Origin of the sequence: Pseudoalteromonas sp. SR41-8 (assembly GCF_014163915.1) — a bacterium.
GTDB lineage: Bacteria > Pseudomonadota > Gammaproteobacteria > Enterobacterales > Alteromonadaceae > Pseudoalteromonas > Pseudoalteromonas rhizosphaerae.
In genome coordinates, this window is the sequence record NZ_JACJEE010000013.1 from 86,280 (window position 1) to 108,429 (window position 22,150).

General features: G+C 42.3%; 2 protein-coding genes. Both read left to right on the top strand.

What is annotated here, in order from left to right:
* Entirely contained in the window at positions 1-9,978 is a 9,978-nt protein-coding gene (locus H5162_RS10890) for a non-ribosomal peptide synthetase (protein WP_182778505.1), read from the top strand.
* Complete coding sequence (locus H5162_RS10895) at positions 9,978-22,139, top strand: non-ribosomal peptide synthetase (protein WP_182778507.1); 12,162 nt, start codon at positions 9,978-9,980, stop codon at positions 22,137-22,139. Before H5162_RS10890 ends, H5162_RS10895 begins: the two co-directional genes overlap by 1 nt.
* Positions 22,140-22,150 lie beyond the last annotated feature (11 nt).

A 22,150-nucleotide genomic window follows, 5' to 3' on the forward strand; every position in this document is an offset into this window, starting at 1 on the left:
ATGGATAATGTAGCAATTAAAACTTTACTGGCCGAATTGGACGCACAAGGTATCTTCGTTTATTTGCAAGATGGGCGGTTAAAGTTACGAAGTAAGTTAACGACAGTCCCAGCACCAGAACTGGCAAAGATCAAAGCATGTAAGGATGAGCTGATTGCCTATATGCAACGTCATCATCTGCAACAAGGGGATTTATCAAGTGCGCAACAACGTATTTGGTTTATTGATCAATATGAACAGCAGTCAACTGCATACAATATGTGTGGTCTGTTGCAGCTGTCAGATTCATTGACAATAAATGAACTACAGCGGGCATTTGACACATTGTTGGCTCGCCATCAAATATTAACAACGCAATTTTTTAACACTGATCAAGGTGTTGTGCAGCGAGTTAATAGCCAGTTGCGCTTAGCATTGAATGCACTTGAGATAGCACGGCATGAAACACCCACACAAATAGTTGAAAAATTACACGATGAATTAAGTTACCGCTTTGATCTGGAAAATGATTTACTGATACGTGCAACGTTAATTGGCCACTCAGGTGAGGGTAAATGGTTATACATTGCGATGCATCATATTATTGCCGATGGTTGGTCTGTACGGCTTTTGGTGCAAGAATTATTGGCGATACTGACAAATAATAATAATACCGTTAATAATGCGGCTGCATGTAAACCTTTACAGTATTTAGATTATGTACATTGGCAAGGTCAGTTTAAACAATCACCTATATATCAACAGCAGCTAAGTTATTGGCAACAAGCGCTAACAGGGATGGAGTTATTTGAGCTGCCAACGAGTTATCCTCGTGATAAACAAAAAACCTATCAAGGCAAGAGCCAGCACAGTGTTATCGAGACACGGCTGGTTACCGAATTTGACAGTTGCTGTCAGCAATTAAGTGCTACTCGGTTTGTCGGGTTGTTAAGTGTGTTTTATGTACTATTACAGCGCTATAGCCAAAAACAGGATATTACGGTGGCGGTGCCTGTATTGAATCGTGAACAGCCCGAATTTGAGAATGTTATAGGGTGTTTTATCAATACCTTACCTATGCGACAAATGGTGTCACCGCAGAGCTCTTTTGCACAATTAATAGCGCAAACTAAAGTGTTAGTGGCGCAAGGGCTAGCAAATCAAAGTGTGGCAGTTGAAGATATTATCGAAACACTTGGCTTAGCTAAATCGTCAGCACATTCAGCATTGTTTCAAATACTGTTTAATTATAATGGTGTAGATACCGGTACTGTGGAAACCGCAACATTGTCGGCTAAATTATTGCCATTAGATAACGGTACTGCAAAATTTGATTTAACCTTGAATGTAAGTGAATCAGAGCAGGGCTTAGATATTAGTTTTGATTATTGCAGTGCGCTATTTGATGACCATGTTATTCAGCAAATGAGCAATGATTTTAATGAATTAGTTATATCTCTTGGCAATAACGCAGCACAAACTATTGCAACCGTTGAGTTACCCTCTGCGTGTTATGCCAGCCAGTTGTTAGGGCGTAAAAAAGATCATGAAAAAGTCAGCAGTGATGTGATTGCATTACCTGTACAGGTGATAAAGCAGGCTGAGCTTAGTGCTGAAAAAACAGCTTGTATTGAAGCTGACCAACATGGAAAAACCGCACGAAGTTTGAGTTATCAACAATTAGTGCAACAAAGCGCAGCACTCGCCAGCCATATTTTAGCTTTGCAAACTCATCATCAACAAACAACTGCAGCACCCATTGCATTATTGGTATCTCGCTCAATCGATGCCTTATTAACGATGTTTGCACTATTGCAAACAGGCCGTGCTTACTTACCGATTGAGCAAGGCACTCCAGTGGCGCGTATTGCGGAAATTTTACAGCAGGCAGGCTGTGAATATTTAGTAACATTTGATGATACAGCGCTCGAAAAGCAAGCAGTTACGGTATTAAATGAGCAACACATTACATTATGGCCTTTTGCGCAGCTGTCAAAAGCGGCGGTTAATTTAACTGGCTTACCCAATTTAAACCTTAATGACAGCGCGTACGTGATATTTACCTCCGGTTCAACAGGCGCGCCAAAAGGGGTTGAAATTAATCATGCTGCATTAGCGCACTATGTTCAAAGTATTACTAAGCGACTTGAATTGAATAATGATACCAAGTCAGCTGTGGTTACAGGGCTTGCGACCGATCTTTGTTTAACTGGGATATATCCGGTATGGGCGAGTGGCGGCACTGTGGTATTAATTTCACCACATGTAAAAAGTGATCCTGTTGCGATTGTCGATACGTTCAGTGAGCAAGCAATTAACTTTTTAAAGATCACTCCCAGCTTTGCTGCTGAACTATTAGCCACTATTGCTGCGAGTCAAGTACCTCGCGCACCTCTTCAACAGTGGGTGTTAGGGGGGGAATCATTAACAGCGCAATTAGTAGCGCAAATTCGGGCGCTCTATCCAAGCGCTAAATTAATCAATCATTATGGGCCGACAGAAACCTGCATTGGGGTGGCTACCTATGAAATTGAGGATCATCAAACTGCTGAGCAGATGAGTTATCCTATTGGTAGCGCGCTTGCTCATGTTGAACTTGCCATACTAGATGCACACCACGAACCCGTTGCCATGGGCATGCCTGGACAGCTTTATATTGGTGGTGAGAGTTTAGCAACAGGCTATATTCGTGCAACGGATCAGACTGCGAAAAGTTTTGTTGTGATTAACACGACCAAGGGACAACAACGCTATTATTGCTCTGGTGATAATGTTCGTTTGCGCAAAGACGGTGCGCTGGAATATTTAGGGCGTTTAGATAAGCAACCTAAGATCAGAGGCTTTAGAGTTGACTTACTTGATATCGAGGCAAAGTTAACGGCTTTATCAGTGGTTAAAAATAGTGCTGTGATTTGTCGCGAAATTGCCTCTGCAGATACTTTAGTTGCGTACTATGTGGCATCTAATGAAGGCCAGCAATTAACTGCTGAGGCCTTACAACAACGGATCAAAACGGACTTAAAGTGTGTATTACCAGAGCCTATGATCCCCAGTTTCTTTGTACTGAAAGAGCAATTACCTTATCTTGAAAATGGCAAAGTTGATCGTAAATTCTTACAACAACAAATGGTACGCAGCAGCGATACTTTTGTAGCGCCAAAAACGCTAATGCAGCAGCAAGTAGCGGCGTTATTTGCACAGTTAACAGGCTTTGCTAGGGTTGGTCTAGAAGATGATTTTTTTGCAATCGGTGGGCATTCCTTACTAGCAATTAGATTACTTAACCAAATTCGTCAGCAGTTTGGCGTTTCATTGTCACTTAAAGACATCTTCAATCATGCAACCGTTGAGGAGTTAGCCCAGTATTTAACCTGTAGTGAACAAGCTAGCTCAAAGGTGCAATTAACACATATTGATTTAGCTGGGGAACACCCGTTGTCATTTTCTCAGCGGCGTATTTGGTTTGTTGATCAGCTGCAGGGACACAGCCGTCAATATAATTTACAGGGCGTGTTTACGCTGCGCGGTGATGTTGATGTGGCGGCATTGCAGCAGGCATTTAAAGATATCATTAAGCGCCATACGATCCTAAGTTATAACTATAAAAGTACAGCTGATGCGCAGCCATGCCAATATTTTAACGGCCATTTAGCTTTTTCATTGCAACAGATAGACCTTTGCACACAAGCAGATCAACAGCAGCTGTTACAGAAGATGATAGTGGAAGATTATAATCAGTCATTTGATTTAACCTCACAGCTGATGTTACGGGCAAGCTTGATTAAAATAGCCGATCACCATTATCAGTTACTTGTTACTGTTCATCATATTGTTGCCGATGGCTGGTCTATTGGCTTGATATGCCGTGAACTCGCTAGCAATTATAATCAGCATATTGGTATGACAAACGCCACTGATTTGCAAACTCTAGAGCATAATTATATTGATTTTGTACATTGGCAGCATCGTATGCAAGCTGATCCTCAGTGGCAAATAAGTATTGACTACTGGCGTCAACAGTTAGCGCAATTACCTACAGTGCATGAGTTACCTACACAGTACGAGCGAGGTAACGATGTGCTCAGCGGCGGCGGTTTATATAAAACCGTGTTGTCGCCTGCATTAACTGAACAATTAAGATTGTTTATTGCAAACCAAGGTGACACTTTGTTTGTAACCTTACAAACTGTATTTACTTTGTGGTTTAGTCGAGTTTCTGGGCAATCAGATTGTGTGCTAGGTACGCCAGTTGCAGGGCGAGTTGCCGCAGAGCTTGAACCTATTATTGGCAACTTTGTTAACACGCTGGTGTTACGTAATAAGGTGTCAGGGGATACATGCTTTAACCAAGCATTAGCTGATGTAAAAGCAACGTTGAGTGAAGCACTGCTTCATCAACAGATCCCATTTGATCTCTTAGTGGATGAATTAGCCACCGAACGCAGTTTAGCAATTCCGCCGTTAGTACAAGTCATCTTTAGAGTAAACAATACGATAAATGAAAATTTACAGCTAGCAGGGCTATCAATTAAAGCCTCACAGAGCAAGGTGCGTAGCGCTAAACTTGACTTAGAAGTCTCAGTTATAGATACCGGTGACGTGCTAGAAATTGAGTGGTTATACGATACCGCACTATGGCATCAAGCGAATATAGAGACATTCTTTGCTCAATTTAGTTATGTGTTGCAGCAATGCTTGGCTGATCAAAGCGTCAAGCTCGCAGAGTTAATACTGTGGAGCCCGAGCCAGCACGCAGCGGCATTATCTCATAGTGACTCAATTGATATAAAAAATACCCAACCATCGCCTTTACATGTGTGTTTTTCGCATTTTGCAAAGCAGCACCCGCAACACCCCGCAGTAAGATGTAATGGCCAAACCTATAGTTACCTCGCGCTTGAACAACGTGCTAATCAGCTTGCACATTGTTTACTCGAAATGGATTTTGCTGCGCAAAGTCGAATTGCCATTTTGCTGCCATCAGGTGCCGCTATGGTGGTGGCGATACTCGCTATTTTAAAGGCACGTCATGTATACGTGCCGATACACCAAGATACACCAATAAAAACGTTAAGTTATATTGTTGAAGATGCTGAGTTGATGATGATTTTAGCATTGAGTGAGAATGCCGACACGCTGATCAACAGTGGCGCAGATTTTTTGCTCGTTGATGATCTTCTTGATGACGATTCTAACTTCGACGGCTACCCGGTGGAGCAGCCAGATGAACAACTCAGCCTCAATGTCAAAGATGATGATTTGAGTTACATTATTTATACTTCTGGTTCGACCGGACGGCCGAAAGGGGTGATGATAAATCATGCTAATTTAGCGGCTTATTTACAGCATGCGGTTGCGCATTATATGCCCGATAATTCAGCCCTTTGTAGCAGCGTATTGAGTACGCCTTTGGCGTTTGATGCAACGGTCACGGCGTTATATCCAGCCTTGATGCAAGGTGGCGTGGTGGAAATTATTGCGCAAGGGGGTGAACAGTTAACCCAGCTGACGGAACTACTCTTTACAGCAACAGACGCTAAACTGTTTAAGCTCACGCCAGCTCATTTACGTGCCATTTTGGCATTATCGCAGCACTATTGTGTAAGCAATGTTACCCATACATTGGTGATCGGTGGTGAAGCACTCACAACTGAATTGTTGTTGGCGATCCGTGCAAAGTTACCACTGTGTCGTTGGATTAACGAATATGGACCAACAGAAACTACAGTCGGTTCAAGCACTTTTGTAATTGATCACAGTACCAGTGATGAGGTTTTACTGCGTCATAATGATGTCCCAATTGGTTTAGCTAACGATAATGTAACGCTGTTAGTGGTTGACCAATTTGATCAGCCAGCAGCAGTGAATATGCGTGGTGAATTACTTATTGCAGGACCTGTTGTCAGCCCAGGTTACATTAATCAGACTGAGCTTAATAATACCAGCTTTATTACTTTGCAGCTGCCTAGCCAACAGGGTGGAAAAGTGACCAAGCGTTTTTATAGAACAGGCGACATAGCGTTATGGCAAGCTGATGAAACAGGTGCTGCTTGTTATTTAAGATACTGTGGACGTAAGGATCAACAGATCAAGCTGCGCGGTTTTCGAGTTGATTTAGCCGCGATTGAGCAGCTGATCCTAGAACTCCCTGAAGTGGCTGATTGTGCGGTGACGGTTGATAGCAAGCAGCAAACGTTAGCGGCACATATTGTTTTCCATCAACATGAAAAGCCATTAGCCGTTAACACCATTAAATCGCATTTATCGCATTACTTAGCGCCGTATATGATCCCCGCACACTGTTATGCTATTACTGTGATGCCACTGACGAAAAACGGCAAGATTGATAAAGCCACATTGATAGCTGACGCACTTAGTTGTTTACAGCCAACTAGCACAACACACAGCAAGCACGCGCAAACACCATTACAGCAATATTTGTTACAGCTGTTTAGTGAGATTTTACTCACTACACATATTGGTTTAGACGATAACTTTTTTGATTTAGGGGGGCACTCGTTATTAGCAATCCGCTTGATTGGTAAGATTCGTGAAGGTAAGCAGCTCGACATAACATTACCGCAATTATTTAAAACCCCAACGATTGCAACGTTAGCGCAAGCATTACAAAACTGTGAAAAAATTCAGCCACACCAAGAGATTGTGAAAATATCTCGCCAGCAAGCGCTACCTCTTTCCTATGCACAGCAACGATTATGGCTTATTGATCAAGTACATAATGAAAGTGTGCAATATCATATGCCAGCTAGCTTTGTGTTTACGGGGAAGTTGGAGCTGACTGCATTGTCGGGCGCGTTATATGCACTTATTGAACGCCATGAAGTGCTGCGTACCGTTATTATTACACGCGACCAAGGCTCAGCGCCTGAGCAATGTATTAATGAACACTTTGAGATCCCACTTGAGCTGCACGATTTAAGTATGCTTAATCGTGAACAGCAAGATCACCAATGGCAATCACTGTCGTCACATGCAAGTAGTAAAGCGTTTGATTTGGCAAGCGACGTTTTACTGCGTGTGGTGGTTGCTAAAATTAGCAATGAGCAAAGTTTTGTACATTTTAATATGCATCATATTGCAAGCGATGGCTGGTCAATGGCAATTTTAGTTCGCGAGTTTATTGCTTTTTACCGAGCTGCAAGTGCTGAACCGCGATTTGTTTTACCTGCATTATTACAGCAACCATTAGCTATCCAATATGCCGATTTCGCTTATTGGCAGCGTTTAGTATGCAGTGAAAGTGCCTTGCATGAATCACTTTCTTATTGGCGTACTCAGTTAACAGGTGCCCCTTTTGTTCATCAATTACCAATAGAGCAGCCTCGAGCAATCCAACAGCAGTTGCAAGGGCAATGTTTTAACCAGCATTTGTCCGCTGCAACGACTAAAGCTATCCACCAACAATGTGCCAGACACGGTGTTACTTTATATATGTGGTTACACACAACCTTTTCCTTGTTAATGATGCGATTGAGTGAAGCGACGGATATTTTAGTTGGCTCTCCAGTTGCTGGTCGTGAACAGCCACAAATAGCTAATCTAATTGGTTTTTTTGTTAATACCTTAGTGATCCGCACCCGCAGTGAAGGACAGCAAAACTTCACGCAGTTATTAATGCAGCAAAAACAGGTGATTTTAGATGCTTTTAAACATCAACAAGTGCCATTTGAACAATTAGTTGAAGTACTGCAGCCTGAGCGAAACTTAGCACATCATCCTTTATTTCAAATTTTATTTGCACTGCAAAACAATGAAACGAGTGATTTTTCACTGCCAGGTTTACATATTGAAATGCAGCCACACGCAGCACCAAAAATGAAATTTGATTTAGAGGTCAATGCAATTGAGCAAGGCGATGGCATTGAGCTGCAGTGGAATTTTAGTGAGACATTATTTAATGCCAGTAGTATTACTGAATATGCAGCAGCATTCGAGGTATTGATTGATGCGATACTAAGTGACCCTCTTATGAAGTTGCAGCTATTACCTGTAGTGTCAGCAACCAAAGAAAATGTGCTGCTTAACTTATCTTCGCCACCCTATGCAAGGCACACTCAGCCACTTAACCTTGTCACGCAAATCGCACGTCAAGCTGAACAATATCCAACACGTAATGCGGTCGTTGGCCCTGATGGTGAAGTGTTGAGTTATGTTGAATTACAGACTCAGTCACAGCTGTTAGCCAATTATTTACAAGAACAAGGGATAACCGCCGGAAGTAAAGTTGCTTTATGTGTTAGCGCAACGGCACAAATGCTGGTCGCCATGTTAGCGATTTTAAAAACCGGCAGTGCCTATGTGCCGATTGATCCAAAATTACCAGTATCCAGAGTGCAATTTATTATCGATGACAGTAAAGCACAGTGTTTGATCACACAGTCAGCGTTTGCTAAACAGCATCTAACGGATGAGCTCGGGAGTCTTATTGCGCCATTATGTGTATTGCTTGATGAGCCAAACAGTTGGCAGTATGGCTCACTCAATGGTTCGCAAAGTGCACTGCCTGCGTCATATTCGGCGGATGATCTTGCATATATTATTTATACATCAGGAACCACAGGCACCCCAAAAGGGGTGATGATCAGCCATGGTAATTTAGCTTGTTACTTAGCACATGCGCAGTGTGAGTATCTATCAGCTGCGTTAACAACCAGTGTGGTGAGTACGCCATTGGCATTTGATGCTACGGTCACTTCGTTGTGGGCACCATTACTAATGGGTATCAATATTACACTACTTGCTGATGATGAGCAGATGCTTGAGCAGCTTGCAAAGCAGATATTCAGCTCTCAAGCCTGCTTATTTAAAGTTACTCCTGCACATTTACAAGGCTTACTTGCGTTTGCTCCAGCTGCTGCAGTAGCAACTGCACATGTGGTTGTCATTGGTGGTGAAGCATTACCCACTCAGTTGCTCAAATCGTTAACTCAGTATTTGCCTAATTGCCAGTGGGTGAATGAGTACGGCCCAACTGAAGCGACGGTAGGTTGCAGTGTTTATCATTGCGAGCTTAAGCAAATTAGCGAGCTTGAACGGCGTAAAATGGCCCAGGTGCCAATTGGTCGGGCGATTGCAGATAGTCAGTTGGTGATATTAGATGAACATCAGCAATTAACCGCAATGGGTGCCATTGGCGAGCTTTATATTGCCGGTGACAATGTTGCTCAAGGGTATTTAAATCAAGCGAGTTTAACGGCGCAAAGTTTTGTGTGGTTACCTTTTGGGCATCAGCAAACTGTGCAGCGATTTTATCGTACTGGGGATAAAGTGCGTTGGTTGCTTGATAAACATGGCCAACCAGAACATCTGCTATTTTGTGCACGAGTCGATGAACAAATTAAGTTGCGCGGTTATCGCATTGAGCCGGGCGAAATTACAGCACAGTTAGTCCAGCATAAAGAGATTAGTGAGGCATGTGTAATATTAAATAAAGACACTGAAAACCTTGAGGCTTACTTAGTGCTTACGCCAAATAACTCATTGATTAAAGCGTTTGGGAAAGAGCAGCAAATAACACTCTTAGGCGCACAGCAACAGGCTATGCTTAGCAACTACCTTACGAACTATTTACCTGCTTATATGATGCCAACAAAATGGCATGCGATAAGTGCTATTCCCCTGACATCTAACGCAAAAGTTGACAGTAAACAACTGCTTCAATGGGGACAATCAGTCGCAGTAGCAACTGAAAATGTGCCGCCGCGTAATGACTTTGAGGCAGCCTTGGTCGATATCTTTGCAGAGCAGTTACAAGTTGACTCTGTTGGCATCACCGATAACTTTTTTGCGCTCGGGGGGCATTCATTATTGGCAACACAATGTATGGCGTTGCTCAAGGCGCGGTTACAGGCTGATATTCCAGTGAGAGTTCTGTTTGAAAGGCCGACAATTGCGGCTATTGCTAGCTGGTACGCCATTCATCAAGCCGCTAATAACGCCATGAGTGAAAATGATAACTCAGAAGAGATGTTTTTGTGATGGAAAATCAACTGCTAGAAATTGAAGAGTTAATCGCAGATGCTTTACGAGCAGGTGTTACTTTGTATGAAAAACAAGGTGCTTTAGCATTTAAACAAAGTAACGGTTTTCCAAGTGAACTTAAAGCTCGGATCATTGAGCATAAAGCGGCGATTATCCGCTATTTTCAGCAACAACAGTCAGTGGTTACGTTGCAAAGTAATATGGACGCAATTGCCATCGCTGAGCGAGATAGATGTTTGCCTTTGAGCTTTGCTCAACAAGGCTTATGGTTTATTGAGCAGTTACAAGGCAGCCAACAATATTATATGCCTGCTGAGTTTACTCTAAAAGGCCATATAGATGTGCCGTTGTTACGCGCGGCAATCAAACACATTGTTGGTCGCCATGAAATATTACGCAGTCAGTTTATAACTGATCCGCAAGGTATACCGTATGTGCAAGTAACAGACACCTTTGTGACGCCTTTTCAGTGGCTGGATGCGTCAACATTCCCAGTTACACAGCGACAAAGCCAAATAAAAGCGGCGCTGATACAACATCAAGCTCAGCCATTTGATTTGAGTCGAGATGTATTAATACGAGTGCTATTGGTATCCGATAATGAGCAACATTATTTAGCATTTAATATGCATCATATTGTTAGTGATGGCGCGTCAATGCAAATATTTGCTCAAGAATTACAAACCATTTATACGCAACTACTGCAAGGTAATGTCGAATTAGACTCGTTACCAATTCAATATGCTGATTACGCTGCGTGGCAACGAAATACCTTAACAGCAGAGTACTTTACAGCAGCAATTAATTATTGGCGTACAACACTTGGCGATCTTGAACCGTTGCAATCACTACCAACGGATAAAGTTAGATCGAGCGTTCAAAAGCAGTCTGGTTTAGTTTATCGGCAACGGTTAAGTCGCTCGTTTGTTGAAAAAATACAACAACATGCGGCGAGTCAATCAGTCACACCATTTATGTGGTTGTTAAGTAGTTTTATGTTATTTATTGGCCGTATTAAACAAACGGAACAGGTACTGATCGGCACGCCAACTCAGGGCCGTGAGCATCCACAGCTAAACGATTTAATCGGTTTGTTTGTTAATACCTTAGTTATGCATGCCGTATTGCCGGATGAATTAACTTTTAATGCATGGTTGCAGCAACAAAAAGAACGTATTTTACAGTCGTTTGAATATCGCAATATGCCATTTGATAAACTGGTTGAAGGGCTCAATTGTCAACGCGATTTAAGTCATCATCCTTTAGTACAAATTTTCTTCACCTTAACTGTTGATGAGCAACCAACCTTTCAGTTACCGGGTGTTGAAATAGCTGAGGCTCGCAGTGAAGCGCGAGAGAACCACAGTGCAGTAAAATGTGATTTGGAGCTTAATGCAGTTATCGACAACCAAGGTTTAACAGTTACTTGGAAGTTTGATGAAGCACTTTATGAGCTTGCGACAATTACTCACTGGGCAGATAGTTTTGCCGTATTATTAGCAAACATTGTTGCTGCACCGGATACCCAAATATCAAAATTGCCATTGCTTGATGAACAGCAGCTACAGGCATTAACTGACGCTGCCACATCGCAGCAAGCGGATAGTACAAGTTGGGATCAAAGCGCCAGTATAGTGAGTGTATTTGAACAACAAGCAATCAGGTTTGCTGACCAGTTGGCGCTAGTCGATGAGCACGAAGCACTCACTTATAAACAGCTTAATGAACGGGCAAATCTACTCGCCAGAGTATTATTAAGTCAGGGTGTTGAAGCGCAAGATATGCTGCCAGTGAGCGTAACCCGCAATGTTAATTTAGTGGTGACGTTATTAGCGGTGCTAAAAGCTGGCGCTGCTTATGTGCCTATTGATCCCAATTATCCTCGCGATCGGATCAGTTATATTGTAGACGATGTCCAGAGTAACTTAGTGTTGTGTGATAACAGTAGTCTCGGGTTGTTTTCGCAGCATAACTTAACGTGCATAAATATTGATGATTGCGCGATCTACACAGCTATTAATCAGATTAGTGATACACAAAACCTCGAGTTAGCTATTTGTCCATCCCACTTAGCGTATATGATTTACACCTCTGGCACTACTGGACGGCCTAAAGGCGTGCAAATTGAACACCGCCAAGTGATCCGATTATTGTGTGTACAGCCGAGTTTATTTGATTTTAATGAGCATGATGTATGGACTCTGTTTCATTCATTTTGTTTTGATTTTTCGGTGTGGGAAATGTACGGCGCGTTACTTTTTGGTGGACGCTTAGTTATTGTGGATGCAGATACCGCAAAAGACAGTGATGCATTTGCAAATTTATTACTAGATCAACACGTCAGCGTGCTAAATCAAACCCCCAGTGCTTTTTATGCGCTACAAACAGCAATGTTAACCAAGCCTTCGCAGCGTATACAGCAGAGCAAAATTAGATACGTCATTTTTGGTGGCGAAGCATTACAGCCCGTTAAGTTGACCCCTTGGGCAAAACGCTTTAGCGACTGCCAACTGATCAATATGTATGGCATTACTGAAACAACGGTTCATGTGACTTTCAAGCGTTTACATGACGCAGATCTGGTATCTGGTGCAAACAATATTGGTCGGCCAATACCAACGACCAGTTGCTACGTTTTGGATAAGTTTCGTCAGTTACTACCTGTTGGCGCAGTTGGTGAGTTATATGTAGGTGGGGATGGGGTTTGCAGGGGGTATTGGCGCCGTGATGAGCTCAACGTTGAGCGCTTTGTGGCAGATACATTTTCTTCAGCTAACGCAGCTAAAAAACTATATAAAACGGGTGATTTAGTACGTCAGTTAGCAACTGGCGAATTGAGTTATATGGGCCGTATTGACGACCAAGTTAAAGTACGCGGTTACCGTATTGAACTGGGTGAAATAGAAAACCAGTTACGTGGCCACCCTAAGCTGAGTAGCGCAACAGTGTTACTGAATACTCAACAGTCGACTAATCCACGGATCACAGCATTTGTTATCGTCAAAAGTGATGCCGTATTTGCTGCACTCACAAGCGAAGTACAACAGTTTTTACGCACCACATTACCCGAATTTATGCTGCCAACGAATGTTATTGCCGTGCTGCAGATGCCATTAACGGTGAACGGTAAAATTGATAAAAAAGCACTCTTAGCGCTGGATCGATTACAGCTTAAAGCAACTGCAGATGAGCCTCCAGGATCGGATGACGAACAAGCAATCGCTGCGGCATTTGAGGCGATATTAAAGGTTTCAAACGTGGGTAGGCAAGGGCACTTTTTTGAATTGGGTGGGCATTCATTATTAGCTAGCCAATTAGTCAGTCACTTAGCGCAACACGCTCAGTTGTCGATTACTTTAGCTGATCTGTTTTACGCGCCGCAGGTCCACACACTCGCGTTAGCGGCTGCGCGCAATAAAGCTGCCAATTACACTGTAGCATCAGCAGTTATCCCGAAAGTGCAATCAGTAACGCAATTACCGGTATCTTTTGCTCAACAACGATTATGGACCATAGATCAATTGCAGCCGGGAAACGTGCAATATCATATGCCAGCTAATTTTGAACTGCATGGTTTGCTTGATGTTGATACATTTCAACGCGTGTGTGACGCTATCGTGCAGCGTCATGAAGTGTTGCGTACGTTTATCACAGTCGGTAAAGCAAACTTACCTCAGCAAGTGGTCCAAGACACATTTCCATCGGTGTTAAAGATCATAGATGCCAGTGAACTTAACGATGAGCAACAGCAACGACTGTGGTTAAAAACGCTGCGCGATGACAGCCAAACAGCCTTTGATTTAAGGTGCCAGTTACCGCTGCGTATTATTTTAGTTAAGCTGCATGCAAAGCATTGGAAGTTACGGGTAAATATGCATCATATTGCCTCTGATGCACATTCTTTAGCAATATTAGCGAGTGAATTTGAAGCGTTTTATCAAAGCTTTACGAGTCAAACTCGGTTGCCTGAACAGCTTGCGCAACCTTTATCAATTCAATACGGGGATTATGCTCATTGGCAGCGTAGTCAGTTACACCAGCAGCAGTTAGATAAACACCAAGCATTTTGGTTACAACAGTTACAAGATGCCCCACCGATACATCAAATACCGCTGGATAAAATACGTCCTAAACAGCTTACGTCCGCTGGTGCGAGCTATCAAATACAGCTAGATAAAACCACGGTTTCGGCGATCCACAGGCAATGCCAGCAGTTTGATGTGAGCTTATTTATGTGGCTGCATAGTGCTTATGCCGCATTTGTAGCTAGGTATAGTCAGTGTGATGATGTTGTGATTGGTGCGCCATTTTCAGGGCGTTCACAAACGCAACTAACTCCCTTAATTGGATTCTTTATTAATACACTGCCGATCCGTTGTCAATTGCGCGAAGATATGTGTTTTGAAGGGCTACTCGCACAGCAAAAACAATTAATTGTTGCCGTTGGTCAGCATCAAGCCATGCCATTTGAAAAAATTGTTGATGCTTTGCAGTTACCGCGTGGCATGAGTCAACAGAGTGTTTTTCAGCTTACATTTTCGTTAAACCCAAGGTTAAATACACAGTTTAAATTACCTAATATACAGGTTACAGCGATTGATGAGCAGCCACCGCAAGTAAAATTTGATATTGAGCTGGCATGCAGTGAAGATGACGATGAGTTACGCTTTAGCTGGGCTTATAACACGGCGTTATTTACCCCACAAACAATTCAAACCATGGCTACGGCATTATGCACTTTAATTAGGTCATTCACAGCCGATCCGCAGGTTGCTATACAGTCAGCTACAATGTTGACAGATAAACAGCTGCATAACTGCGTGCTCAAAGGTGAGCAACGGCTAAATAAGCCAGTTGCAACCGTCATAGATGCATTTACTGCTGTAGCCGAACAGCATGCTAAAACTGACACTGGCATTATTGAGGCAGCCTCAGGGCAATTTGCGAGTTATCAGCAAATTCATCAGCGTAGTGAATTATTGGCAAAATACTTGATACAGCAAGGCTTACAAGCTGAACAGCCTGTTGTTGTAAGCATGCAAAGCGGCATTGACTTAATAGTTTCATTGCTAGCGATTATGAGAGCGGGTGGCTGTTATGTTCCTGTTGATCCGAATTATCCAGCATCTAGAATTGCTTATATTATTAATGATTGTGGTGCGCAGTGGCTTATCACTCACACTGCATTTGCAGCGCTGTTAGAAGATAATTGTGGTGCGAACAGCCAGCTTATTTACCTTGATAATGAGCAATTTAAGCACACTTTAAACCTTGCATGTAATACACTAAGTCAAGTGCAATTACCCAAAATAGAGGCGGCGCAATTAGCGTATGTCATTTATACCTCAGGCACAACGGGTAACCCTAAAGGGGTAATGATCCCCCACCAAGGGCTGAGCAATTTATGCCGTTGGCATCAACGCGCATTTGCTGTTGATAAATCAAGTATTGCCAGTCAAACAGCAAATATCGCGTTTGACGCTGCAAGCTGGGAGATCTGGCCTTATTTAAGCGCCGGAGCAAAGCTGGTAATTGTGCCGCGAGAAAGTTTAGATAACCCGCAAAAATTAGCGCAACTACTTGATGAACATCATGTGAGTCATTGCTTTTTAGCCACTCCAATCGCTGAAATAATGTTGGCAGATCACGCTTTTACGCCTGTTACTTTGCGTTATTTACTGGTTGGCGGCGACAAGTTAAAAACATGCCCCTCAGCTGCAAAACCGTATTGTATTATTAATAATTATGGCCCTACAGAGACCTCAGTTGTTGCCACCTCGGCTGAGGTTGGTAAAACAACGGAAGAGCTGGGTATGGCTCCAGATATAGGCTATGCTATTGATAATGTAGAGTTATTAATTGTTGATCAGCAGGGGCAGCCGGTTGTGCCTGGCATGATTGGTGAATTATATATAGCTGGTGCAGGATTAGCGCGAGGCTATTTGAACCGTCCAGAGCTTACAGCACAGCGTTTTATTTACTTAACGACAGTTGCAGAGCAACAACTGCGAGCCTATAAAACTGGTGATTTAGTTAGGCAATTAAATAACGGTCGTATTGCCTACATTGGCCGCAATGATGCACAAGTTAAATTACGCGGTTACCGTATTGAACTGTCTGAAATTGAGTATCACTTACGTGCTATTGTTGGCGTAACGGATTGTGTTGTTAGCGTGAGTGAATTGGCTGAAGGCCATAAGCAGCTGTTGGCTTTTATTGTCACGCCACAGATAAGTGATTCGCTCCAAGCGCAATTTAAGCGCCAAAGTATAGCAAGTCTTAAAGTTAAGTTACCGGATCACATGATACCGAGTGAGCTTATTCACGTAGATGAAATTCCCCTGACGGCACATGGCAAAATAGATCATCTGCAATTACATAAACACCTACGCACACCAAGCGAAAAAATTGTTACACAGCAATTAAATCAAGGACCTGCAGCACAACAAGCAAGCGGATTAAGTAGCTTACTACTCACTTTGTATCGACAAGTATTAAATCAGCCGATGCTGCAAGTTGATGATGATTTTTTTGCGGCGGGAGGGGACTCAATTCTCAGTATTCAAATTGCCAGTCGGGCAAGAGCGCAAAATATTAGTTTGTCAGTAGCTGATATTTTTAACTTTAGTACCGTTGCAGTGCTAGCTGAGCAATTGGTACACAAACAGCCACAACGGAAACAGGTTGAGCCACAGCAAAGCTTTTCAGGCGCATTGCCATTACTTCCCATTCAACATTGGTTTTTTGAACAACAATTTGTAGCAGCTGATCATTGGAACCAGTCACTCTTACTCAGTGTTGATAAAACAGTGACTGTGCAACATATTAAAGAGTTAACATGCGCTTTATTAGCGCACCATGATAGTTTGCGGTTAGTCGTTGATGATAAAGGCCTGCAAAAGCAATTTTTTATAAAACAGCATCTTAGTGCAGATCACGTTTGCCATTTTATTGATCTAGCTGAGCACAATGATGATTGGTCTCAAGCATTAGAGAAAGTGTGTGAAGTGCAACAAGGAGCTTTTCGCTTTGATGGCACTGCATTGTTGCAAATCTGCCATATAAAAACCCCAGCTCAGCAAAGTGATAACCGCTTGCTGATCATCGCCCATCACTTATTAATTGATGGTGTATCTTGGCGCATTTTGCTTGAAGATATTAACCAAGCGTTGTCAGCTGCAAAATTACAGCAGAATATTTGTTTTGCTTCTCGTACTGCTAATTTATATGACATTAGTCAATTTTTAATTGCGCAAGGTAAAGATGAATATGATTTAAAACACTGGCAAGCATTGGTTGCTGTGGCGACTAAGCCCAGCTTTTTTCGTTTTGTAAGGCAGCAAGAGCCAATCAAAAAACAACTGCAACAACATACATTAACACTCCCATGTGCAGCTACGCAGCAGCTCTTGACGACAGCAAATAGACCTTATAATACCAGTATCCAAACGCTACTGTTGGCCGCGTTACAATGGTCTGCAGTTAGGCATTATGACTTGGACGATCATCTTATTATCCTTGAAGGACATGGCCGAGAGTTACTTAATAATCAACTTGATAGTACTCGAACGCTTGGCTGGCTTACTGCTATGTATCCATTTCGATTATTTAGCAATACGCAAAATATTGCCGATTTGATCTGTGATATGAAAGAGCAATTAGCCAGTCTATCGACTAAAGCTAGTCGATATGGAGCCTTACGTTATTATCATCCTGATGAGGAGACCCGCCAATCGTTGACTATTACGACGGAGAATCATCTATTTTTTAATTATTTAGGCCAGCTAGATAGTGCGCTGCAACATAATGGTTTATTAGATGATGCGCCAGAATCCGCGGGCAGTTTGCATAGCCAACATAATCACGCCTACTATGGTCTGCAATTAACAGCAGCAATAGTCAATGAGCAATTGTCGATGCATGTGGAGTATGATGGTGCCCGTATAGCTGAAGCCGATGTCGCTTCATTTATGACGCATTATCAAGCAAGTATTATGACGGTGCTTGAACATTGCATACAAGACGACATTAAGCGCCATACGGTAAGTGATTTTCCACTCTTGCCAACGATGGCAAATCGTCAGTTACAGCATTTATTAGCCCCTTTTAAGCAATCAGCCATTGTTGATATTTACCCGCTAAGTGCACTGCAAGAAGGTATGTGGTTTCACAGTCAACGAACTGGTGAAGTATCACAACATAGTGCTTATTATGAACAAACGACACTGTTACTTGAGGGGGCATTTGACATCGAAGCTTTCGAGTATGCATGGCACCAGCTACTTGATACACATAGCATATTACGTACTGCGTTCGTAGCAAGCCCAGTGGGACCAGTGCAAATCGTGGTTGATAAATACCATGTACCATTGCAGGTTGACTTGGTAACTGAAGCAATTATGCAGCAGCAACAACAATCAATACTTGATGAGCAAGCCTATATTACTGCTATTGCAGATCAGGAATATCAACAAGGTATTGATCTAGCTGCGGCGCCTTGTATGCGATTACGTTTGCTTGCTCTGAGTGATACAAAAATGGCATTTATTTGGACATACCATCATTTGATCATGGATGGCTGGTCATTACCTGTTTTGTTTTCAGAGTTATTACAGCATTATCAGGCTCGCCTTGCAGGGCATGGTTTATCTCTAAAAAAAGATAACTATAGCGACTATATTAAGTATCTACAGCAACAAGATAAAACAACCGAGCAACAATTTTGGCAAGGTTATCTAGCCAATATAGATCAGGCAACATTATTGGTTGAGCATATTGCGCAGCGCAAGCAAGGCGATGATATCAACACGGTGTCTGAGCAAACCTTAGTGCTTGAGCCTGAATTGGGTTCACAATTGGTTGAGTTTGCTCGTCAACAGGGTTTAACAGTTAATCATTTACTGCAAGGTGCCTGGGGTTACTGGCTGAGTGTTTGTTGCAATTCAGATTACGCCTTATTTGGGCAAACAGTATCTGGGCGACCTAGCCAACTTACTAACGTTGAGCAACGGGTTGGTTTATACATTAATACCCAAGCTGTGTTGTTAACCACATCGGGTGAGCAGTCGGTGTTAGCGTATTTAAAGTCAGTTAAGCAAAGCTTATTAGCTGTATCTGATTATGCACATACTCCATTAACCCAAGTACATAACTACAGTAATATTGCTAATGGCAGTCCATTGTTTGATGCTTTGTATGTATTTGAAAATTTCCCGACAGATCCATTGGCTGAAATTGCAAATATGCCATTTAAGGTGTTAGCGAATGACAGTAAAGATCTCACTCATTATCCAATGACTTTAGTTGTTGGCCAAGCTGAGCAACTCTCATTGACCTTGAGTTATCAAAGCGCACTATTTAATGATCCGCTTGCCAGTCATTGTTTGGCTATGTTGCAGCAGTTATTACAAGCGTTTGTAATGGCACCTGAGCAACCATTGTCTAGCTTAGCAATTGATTTAGTAGATCATCGATTTACAACAGGTATAGATAAGGTAGCTGAGTTTAGTTTATCAGCTAATCAAGTGGCAGATGTAAGCTGGGATATAGCAACAACATTACAACAACGATTTACACAAATTGTAGCAAGTTATGGTGAGTCAACAGCGTTGAAATATTATAATGATGACAATAACCTACCAGTTAAAACAATGAGTTATAATGAGTTGGATGCAGCCGCTAACAGACTGGCTAATTACTTACTCACACATACGCTAGGCTCTGACAGAGCTTTGACCATAGGGATCTGTTTGAGCCCAGGTTGTGATTTGATTGTCGCTATTTTAGCGAGTTTAAAGATCGGTGCGGCTTATGTACCGATTGCACCTAGTTTACCATTAAAAAGGCGGCAGTTTATGGCCGCTGATGCAGAGCTTGCAGTATTGCTAACGTGCGAACAAGGCTGGCAGGGCGCATTACCGCCAACACTTAACATCGATCTTCATACTTGTGCTGCGGCACTTGCTTTACAACCTAATTACAGCCCAACAGTAACTTACACACCGCATGATTTATGCTATGTGATCTATACCTCAGGTACAACAGGGGTGCCAAAAGGAGTTATGGTTGAGCAACACAGTGTTATTAACTATGTGCAGTGCTTACAAAAAAATTATGCGATCACTTCGCAAGATAATTACTTACAGTTTGCAAGTTGCAGCTTTGATGTATTTGCAGAGGAGGTTTTTTGTACTTTGCTAAGCGGTGCAACTTTAGTGATGGCCGATCAACAAAAATTACTCGATACCCAGTATTTAGCTAAACTATCGCAATATAGTCAATTGACCTTAATGAGTTTACCTACAGCCTATTGGCATCAATTAGCTGCAGCACCAGTAACACTTGCCGATCAGTTACGCGTTATCACAATTGGTGGAGAGCAAATGCAAGCCGCAATGTTGCAGCAATGGCAAGCTTATTACAGTGATAATATTATTTTGATCAATGCTTATGGACCAACAGAAGCAACTATTTCTGCAACATTAATTGAGGTAACTGATTATACAGGTTCTGAAGTACCGATTGGCCAACCAGTGGCAGGGCTACAATTACACATTCTAGATAAATATTTAAGAGCGGTTCCATATTATGTTAGTGGGCAGCTGTACCTCAGTGGAAAAGGGTTAGCAAGGGGTTACCTTAACGATGTAGAGAAAACGGCTGCTGCATTTATTATTGAACCAAAAAGCGGCGTTAGGTTATATAAAACGGGTGATAAAGTGCGTTGTACAAATACCCAAGAAGTAATGTTCTTAGGGCGTTTAGATGAACAAGTTAAAATTCGCGGCTATCGTGTTGAGTTACCCGAAATAGAACGTCATTTACTTGCGTTGCCACAAATAAACGCCTGTGCTGTAGTGGTTCGTAAAGATAAAAGTGGCAATGAGCAGCTAGTTGCATTTGTTGATGTGGGTGAGCTAGAGCGAGCCAGTGAGCAACTAATTCGTGCTTTAGTTGGTGTGTTGCCCGAGTATATGGTGCCACAAAATGTTCAATTTGTTGACAGCTTACCCTGTACAAATAATGGCAAAATTGATCGAAAACAGCTTAGTAAAACAGCGCAACAATTGAGTAGTCATAATGACTTTTCATATAGTGCGCCGATCACGCCATTGCATAAATTATTGGTTGAACAATTTAGTCAGTTGTTAAACATAGAGCAAGTGGGGATCAACGATGATTTCTTTATGCTGGGTGGTCATTCATTACTGGCAATGCGCTTGGTATCACAATTGAGCTATCAGATGCAGTTAACGGTATCTATTGATATGTTATTTCGCCACCGTACTGTAAACGCTTTAGCTGAGGCAATTGAGCAATTACAAAAAAGCCACGCTGCTGATTTTCAGCCTACAACTTTAGTCTGTTTACAGGCCGGTGAACAAGGGTTTCAGCCGGTGATTTTAGTCGCCGGTGCGGGAGGGTTACTGATGATCTATCAAGCATTGGTTAATCAACTAGATCAACGTATTCCTGTTTATGGTTTGCAGCCAGATCTGATCGCTTTAGAGCCAGATATTATTAATTCATTGTCACTGACCGCACACCATTACTGCAACGCATTAATTGAGCAGGGGATAGACGCTAATATTCACTTGGTTGGTCATTCATTTGGAAGCTTTGTTATTCATCAAATGGCGCAGCAATTAGTACTGCGCAATAAAGCTCCAGCCTCACTGCTAGTAATTGATACGCCTATGCCTAATTCAGCTGTGCTAGAACTGCAAGACAGGCAAATAGCAGCGTTACTAATAGCGAACCTGAGTGAATTTTTTCAATTGAACTTAACTGACGATGAGCAGCAGTTATATTGCACGCTTGCTGATGAACAACAAACAAAGTGGTTAAGTAAGCATTTAGCTGCTGCGGGCTACCAGTTCAGTGCTCGTCAATTGCTAACACTGCAATGCGTATATAAAGCGCAGTTACAAGCAAAGGTAGAAATAAATAGAGAGTTACTTGAGGTGCCGCTTATGGTTATAAAAGCACACGATACCAAAGAGTTTGCAGGCCAATTGCTTGCTGATGATATGGGCTGGCGAGTAGTTAACCCTGAACTTTCGGCAATAGAGATCACAGGTAATCATCTGTCAATCTTACAGCATCAGTTTGTTGCTGCAATCGTTGAACAAATTGCAAGTAAATATACACTTTATTAACAAGTGGGTGA